The 4,191-nt window shown below is 64.1% G+C and carries 4 protein-coding genes; all 4 read right to left on the bottom strand.

Going from position 1 to position 4,191, the window contains the following annotated elements:
- Positions 1 to 113 precede the first annotated feature (113 nt).
- Genes CWO89_RS41455 through CWO89_RS41440 form a run of 4 tightly spaced genes read right to left on the bottom strand, consistent with a single transcriptional unit; the run spans position 114 to position 4,022 of the window.
- The gene (locus tag CWO89_RS41455; RefSeq protein WP_130584013.1) at positions 114 to 533 is read right to left on the bottom strand and encodes an acyl-CoA thioesterase; all 420 of its coding nucleotides are present in this window, start codon (positions 531 to 533) and stop codon (positions 114 to 116) included.
- Between the two features lie 9 nt (positions 534 to 542).
- The gene (locus CWO89_RS41450) at positions 543 to 1,304 is read right to left on the bottom strand and encodes an SDR family NAD(P)-dependent oxidoreductase (RefSeq protein ID WP_130584012.1); all 762 of its coding nucleotides are present in this window, start codon (positions 1,302 to 1,304) and stop codon (positions 543 to 545) included.
- 29 nt (positions 1,305 to 1,333) lie between these two features.
- A complete protein-coding gene (locus CWO89_RS41445) occupies positions 1,334 to 3,217 on the bottom strand; it encodes a feruloyl-CoA synthase (protein WP_130584011.1) in 1,884 nt (627 codons plus the stop codon).
- Between the two features lies 1 nt (position 3,218).
- Positions 3,219 to 4,022, bottom strand: coding sequence for a crotonase/enoyl-CoA hydratase family protein (locus tag CWO89_RS41440; RefSeq protein ID WP_130584010.1), 804 nt, complete (start codon positions 4,020 to 4,022; stop codon positions 3,219 to 3,221).
- Between the last annotated feature and the right edge of the window lie 169 nt (positions 4,023 to 4,191).

Raw genomic sequence — 4,191 nt, 5'->3', positions numbered from 1 at the left:
GGCGAGATAAGCCTTCCTCATTCATTCCTCCCTTGGAATTATTCTTATCGGTGTAAGCAACTGGCAGGGCCAATCCAGCCCCTTCTTTAGGTCAATAGAACAGGGCACTCAAATCAGCCCTTCATGAAACGGTCAATGATCTCCTGCGGGAACGGCGCCGACTTCAATTTTGCGGGATCGTTCGGATCGCGGCCGACGAGGACGCGGGTCTCGAAAGCTTCGATCGCCAGCGCCTCGCCCTTGAACACCTTGTGTGTCACTTCGAAACTCGAGCGCTTGATGCTTTCCACCCGCGTTTCGATTGTAATCCAGTCGCCATGCGTCGACGGGATGTAGAACTTCGCCCGCGTATCGACCATGGGAATGCCGACCAGGCCGTAGATGCGCACGAGGTCCTGTTTCGAGAAGCCGGCCGCCTCGAACATGATCGAGGTCGAATCGTCGAACATCGCGAAATAGCGCGGGTAGTAGACGATGTTGGCGGGGTCGCAATCGCCCCACTGGATCTGCACATCGCGCCGGTGCACGAACATGCGCAGACCTCAGCGCGGCGCCATGCGAAGCGCGGCATCGAGCCGCACCACCTCGCCGTTGAGGTAGGGGTTGTCGATCATGTGCAGCGCCAGCGAGGCGAACTCGCCGGCGTCGCCGAGCCGGTGCGGGAACGGGATCGAAGCGGCGAGCGAATCCTGCGCCTCCTGCGGCAGACCCGCGAGCAGCGGCGTCAGGAACAGGCCCGGCGCAATCGCCAGCACACGGATGCCGAACTGCGCGAGCTCGCGCGCGATCGGCAGCGTCATGCCGACGATGCCGCCCTTGGAGGCCGAATAGGCGGCTTGGCCGATCTGGCCGTCATAGGCGGCAATCGACGCCGTCGAGATCACGACGCCGCGTTCGCCTGTCGATAGCGGCTCCAGCTTCGTCATCGCCGCGGTCGTAAGCCGCAGCATGTTGAAAGAGCCGAGCAGGTTGACCTTGATCACCTTGTCGAAATCGCCGAGCGGCATCGGGCCGTCGCGCCCGATCACGCGCTTTGCCACGCCGATGCCGGCGCAGTTGATCAGGATGCGCGCCGGGCCATGTGCTGTCGCAGCCTGCGCGACGGCGGCTTCCGCTGAGGCTGCATCCGATACGTCGCAGATCACGGCAACGCCGCCGATCTCGGTCGCGACGCTTTCGGCGAGCTTTGCATTGAGGTCGCATACTGCAACCTTGGCGCCCTGCGCGGCCAGCCGGCGCGCGGTGGCGGCGCCCAGTCCCGATGCGCCGCCAGTGACGATGGCGGCCTGATCCTTCAACTGCATGGTCTTCTCCTTACAACGAGAGTTCGAATTCAGCTCAGTGTGATGACGTGTGCCGGCGGCACGTCGGCATAAAGTGCCTCAACCAGGGCGCCGCGATGCTCCAGCACCGCGCGCTGGTTGATCGAGCCCTTGTCGGTGACCTCGCCGCGATCGATCGAGAGCGGCGCATCGAGCAGGATCGCGCGGGTGATCCGGGTCGACGATCCCGTGGCGCTGGCGAGGAAGCGGGCGAAGCGTTCGCGGAAAGCGGCGCGGACCAGGGGATCGGCCGCCGCCGTCGCGATGTCGGTGGCTGACAGCGCCGGGTTGATGACGCGGCAGCCGTCCAGATCCAGGATCACGATAGCGGAAATCTCGTCGCGGTTGATGCCGGCGATGACGACGTCGCGCACCAGCGGCGCGCAGGCAGCGATGAAGCGCGCGCGGAGCGGACCGACGCTGACCCAGGTGCCGCTGGCGAGCTTGAAATCCTCGGCGATGCGGCCATCGAAATCGAAGCCGGCATCGAAATCATCCGCTTTGGCCGGCTTCAGCGCATCGCCGAACTTGTAGAAACCTTCTTCGTCGAAGGCGGCGGCAGTCAGTTCCGGCTGGCGCCAATAGCCCGGTGTGACGTTCGGTCCCCTGGCGCGCACCTCAAGCTTGCCGTTGTTCGGCAACAGCTTGGCTTCGTTGCCTGATACGGGAAGTCCGACATGGCCGGAGCGGCTGGTGTCGGGCCGCACCGACATGAAGAACGGCGCCGTCTCGGTGGCGCCGAGCCCCGTTAGCATCGGCACGCGAAATCCGGTCTCGCGCACCGCGAGCTCGTCGAGGCTGCTCCAGACATAGGGCGACAGCGCCGCGCCGGAGAAGAACATCGCGTGCAGGCGGCCGAAGAATTTCGCGCGCAGGCTGGAATCGTCGCGCAGATAGGGCAAGAGCGATTCATAGCCCTTGGGCACGTTGAAATAGACTGTCGGCGAAATCTCGCGGAGGTTCTTCACGGTGTCCTCAATGCCGCCAGGCATCGGCTTGCCTTCGTCGAGATACATCGAGCCGCCGTTGAACAGCGTCAGCCCGATATTGTGGTTGCCGCCAAAGGTGTGATTCCAGGGCAGCCAGTCGACGATCACAGGTGGCTCGTCCTTCAGGAACGCCAGCGTCTCGCGCAGCATCACCTGGTTGGCGCAGAGCATGCGCTGGGTGTTGATCACGGCCTTGGGATTGCCGGTCGAGCCGGAGGTCAGCAGGAATTTCGCGATCGTGTCCGGCGCGATGGCTTCGTGCGTGGCCTTGAGCCGCGGATGCTCCGGCGTGGCCAACAGGTCGGAAAGTCTGGTCACGACCCGGCCAGGAAGGTCGCCGCGCGTGGCAACGATCTCGGTCTCTGGCGCAACATTCGCGGACAGCGCGTCGGCGAACTTGCCGGCATCATCGGCAAAGACCAGGCCGGGCGTCAGCAGCTTGATGATAAAACCGAGCTTGCCGAAATCCCGCGACACCAGCGAATAGGCCGGCGACACCGGGCAGAACGGCACTCCGGCATAAAGCGCGCCGAACGCGAGCAGTGCGTGGTCGATTGAATTGCCGGAGAGGATCACAAGCGGCTTTTCCGCCGACAGCCCGCGGGCGATCAGCGCCGAGGCGATGTGCCTAGCGGCATCGAGCAGTTGCGCGTAGCTGATCTCGCGCCAAGCGCCGCCCGCGGCGCGCTCTGCCATGAACACGCGGTGTGGCTCGGTGGCGGCCCAATGATGCAGCCGATCGGTGATGCGCTGCGGATAATCGACGAGCTTGCTGCGTGGGCGAAGATAGATCGTGCCATCGTCGCGCCGCTCGATGATAACAGCGGGATTGCCGAACGATATCGCGCGCAGCGGATGCGCGGTGGCATCTTTGACTGACGCTGACATGTCGGGTCTGGCGCTCATCTCAGGTCGGCTTCACTTTCGCGGTCTTGTGCTCGAGGAATTCGCGGATCCGGCGTTTCGCCTCCTTGTCGCTCTGCGCCACCGTCGCCATCAGCGATTCCATCAACAGCCCGGTCTGCGGATTGGCTTCGGCGATCATCGGCAGCGCCTGCAGCACGGCAAAATTAGTCAGCGGCGCATTCCCCGCGATGCGCTCGGCGAGCTCGATCGCCTTCGGCAAGGCGCCGCCCGCGTCCGTCAGATATTGTGCGAAACCGTAGGCCGCGCCTTCGGTCGCGGAATAGACTCGTCCCGTCAGCATCATGTCGATCATCCGGGGCACGCCGATCAAGCGTGGCAGCCGCACCGATCCGCCGCCGCCGACAAAGATGCCGCGCTGGCCTTCCGGCAGCGCGAAATAGGCCGAAGGTTCGGCGACGCGGATATGCGCGGCGCAGGCAAGCTCGAGCCCGCCGCCGATCACGGCGCCCCTCAACGCGGCGATCACGGGCACGCGGCTATATTGGATGCGGTCGAACACCCGGTGCCACATCTGCGAATGCTGCAGGCCTTCGGTCGCGTCGCGCTCGGAGAGCTCGGACAGATCGAGGCCGGAGGAAAAATGGTCGCCGACGCCGTGGACGACGATGGCGCCGACGCCATCGGGGATGTCGGAAAAGCAGTCCTGGATCGCCAGCATGATGCCGTCGTTCAGCGCATTGCGCTTGGCCGGCCGGTTGAGGCCCACGGTCAGGACCGCGCCGTTGTTCTCGATCTTCAGCAGCGCCGCGCGATCCTCGGTCGCGGCGGAGGCGGCGTTTCCCATGGTCTTATTGTTTCCTTCCCAGAATAGTTATATTTTATAACGATCGGCCCGGGAGTCAATACGATGCCGTCATCGTGAGCGAGCATCCCGTAGGATGGGTAGAGCGCAGCAAAACCCATCGGCGATGGAGCAAGCTGCGCGAATGATGGGTTTCGCTGCGGCCTACTGA

Origin of the sequence: Bradyrhizobium sp. Leo170 (assembly GCF_004296405.1) — a bacterium.
Lineage (GTDB): Bacteria > Pseudomonadota > Alphaproteobacteria > Rhizobiales > Xanthobacteraceae > Bradyrhizobium.
This window is presented reverse-complemented; position numbering and strand designations above follow the sequence as displayed.

Coding starts and splice junctions, on each gene's coding strand:
- CWO89_RS41440 (WP_130584010.1), bottom strand. CDS start 4,022: ATGGGAAACGCCGCCTCCGCCGCGACCGAGGATCGCGCGGCGCTGCTG.
- CWO89_RS41455 (WP_130584013.1), bottom strand. CDS start 533: ATGTTCGTGCACCGGCGCGATGTGCAGATCCAGTGGGGCGATTGCGAC.
- CWO89_RS41450 (WP_130584012.1), bottom strand. CDS start 1,304: ATGCAGTTGAAGGATCAGGCCGCCATCGTCACTGGCGGCGCATCGGGA.
- CWO89_RS41445 (WP_130584011.1), bottom strand. CDS start 3,217: ATGAGCGCCAGACCCGACATGTCAGCGTCAGTCAAAGATGCCACCGCG.